We start from the raw sequence: 2549 nt of genomic DNA on the forward strand, positions 1-2549 counted from the left end.
GTTATCCCTATTTTGGTGCATTTGTTTCAATTGCGAAGGTTTAAAAAAGAATATTTTACCAATGTTCGCTTTCTGAAAGAACTTTCCATTCAAACACGTAAAAGTTCGCAACTTAAAAAATGGTTGCTGCTGCTTACCCGTTTGTTGCTTTTACTCTGCTTAATTCTAGCCTTTGCTCAACCCTTCTTTCAAGCAAAAGACCATAAAAGTTCAGCCAATGAATTGGTCATTGTTTTAGACAATTCCTTTTCCATGCAAGCCAAAGGTCAGAAAGGAGAATTACTAAAGCGTACCGTTCAGGAATTACTGGAAAATACTCCGGAAACGCAAAATTTTACACTCATCACCAATGGCGAAACGTATCACAATACCGATATTAAATCCATTCAAAAAGAATTACAAAACCTTAAATACAGTGCGTCACCTTTCCAACTGGACGAAGTACTCACAAAAATTAAGTCAAAGAAAACACGTTTCAACCGCGATTTAGTTATAATAACCGATGCTGTACGTTTGAAAAGCAATCAATTGAAAAGTATCGACAGCACAATGAATGCCTATTTTATTGTGCCAAAAGCGGAACAGAAAAACAATGCGTCTGTGGATAGCGTTTACATCAGTCAACGCATGGATAATTTTTACGAAATCACCATCAATTTAAGTGCTTACGGCACGTTCGAAGAAGAAATTCCCGTGGCTCTTTACAACAATAAAAACCTGATTGCCAAAACGCAAGTAAAATTCGACACCAACAAAAAAAGTATCAACCTCACCATACCGAATGCCGATTTTAATGGTTATGTGTCTATTGAGGACAATCGTTTGCCGTATGACAACTTCTACTATTTCAGTATCCTTAAACCAAAAAAAGCAAATGTGTTGAGTATTGGCGAAGCAGCAAAAGCCAATTATCTCTCAAAAATATATAGTGTAGCAGAATTCAATTACAGCAACAGCGAACTCAAAACATTGGATTACAATAGCATTGATCAACAAGATGCGATTGTTTTAAACGAATTGACGGAAATTCCAAATGCGTTGCAAACCACATTGAAATCATTTATTGAAAAAGGTGGTCAAGTAGTGCTGATTCCTTCTTCGTCGGGGAATATTTTAAGTTACAATACCTTCTTAAATCAAATAGGAAGTGTGCAATTGGGAACTGTAGAAAATAATGTGAAGAATGTAACGGCTATTTCTTTTGCACATCCGCTGTATCAAGGTGTTTTTGAAAAGAAGATCGATAATTTCCAATATCCAACTACGAAAAGCAATTTCATACTTAAATCAGGTAGTCCTGCTATTTTAATTTATGAGGACCAAAATCCGTTTTTAACATCGGTTTCAAATGATTTGGGAACGGTTTATGTCTTCGCTGCAGCGATAAATAAAGAGAATTCAAATTTTCAGAACTCACCATTGATTGTGCCGACTTTTTACAACATGGCCCAAAACAATTTTAAATCGGGTGTTATTGCACTTCCTGTTGGTAAGAATAGTATTTTTGTTGTGGAAGCGGAGTTGAATAAAGATGACATTCTAACGATTGGTAATGAAGAAGGTTCTTTTATTCCTTCGCAACAATTACTCAACAACAAAGTGAAAGTAACTTTTGGAGAAATGCCAACAGAAGCCGGAAATTACAATGTATTGAAAAAGGAGGAAACGCTGCAATCGATTAGCTTCAATTACGACCGAACGGAAAGTGATTTAAGCGAAGATAACAGTGCTCTTTTAGCGGATTATAAACGAATTGATTCGGTAGAAACCGTTTTTGATCAACTGCAATCCGAACGAACCGACCAACAAATCTGGAAATGGTTTGTGTGGTTAACTTTACTTTTCTTAATTTTAGAACTACTTATTCAAAAATTTGTCAAATGAACCACTTAGTCATTCGAGAAGCCAAGATAATTGACCCCAACAATTCGTTGCACAATCAGGTAGTTGATATCCTGATTGCTGAAGATACTATTGAAAAAATAGGCAAAAACCTTCAAGTGCCTAAAAACACCAAAGAACTGAAATTTGAAAACTTACATGTTTCCAAAGGTTGGTTTGACACCTCGGTATCTTTTGGAGAACCCGGGTTTGAAGAGCGAGAAACCATTGCAAACGGCATGAGAGTAGCTGCAAAAAGTGGTTTTACAGGTGTGGCTTTGCAACCGAATTCAGCACCGGTAGTAGACAATCAATCACAAGTTACATTTGTGCTTGACCGTTCGATGGACGCCGCGATCGACTTATTTCCCATTGGAGCTTTAACCAAAAACTCGGAAGGAGCGGATATGGCGGAATTATTTGATATGCAAAATGCAGGTGCGATTGCTTTTGGCGATTACAACAAAAATATTACCAATGCGAATGTTTTAAAAATTGCATTGCAATACGTTCAGGATTTTGATGGATTGATTATCACTTATTGCCAAGACGAAAAAATCAAAGGAAACGGAGTTGCGAATGAAGGTGTTGCTTCCACAAGATTAGGTTTGAAGGGAATTCCCGCCTTAGCCGAAGAATTGATGGTTGCCAGAAATTTATTCTTACTT

General features: G+C 36.8%; 2 protein-coding genes. Both read left to right on the forward strand.

From position 1 onward, the window contains the following. Positions 1–1884, forward strand: a 1884-nt coding sequence (locus tag ACIQ2S_RS12920; protein WP_396176646.1) for a BatA and WFA domain-containing protein, incomplete at its 5' end; no start/stop codon positions are given. Continuing rightward, positions 1881–2549: dihydroorotase family protein (locus ACIQ2S_RS12925; RefSeq protein WP_396176648.1), on the forward strand; the 669-nt coding region annotated here is incomplete at its 3' end. The genes ACIQ2S_RS12920 and ACIQ2S_RS12925, both read left to right, overlap by 4 nt.

It is taken from the genome of Flavobacterium sp., from assembly GCF_044371705.1.
Taxonomy (GTDB): Bacteria; Bacteroidota; Bacteroidia; order Flavobacteriales; family Flavobacteriaceae; genus Flavobacterium.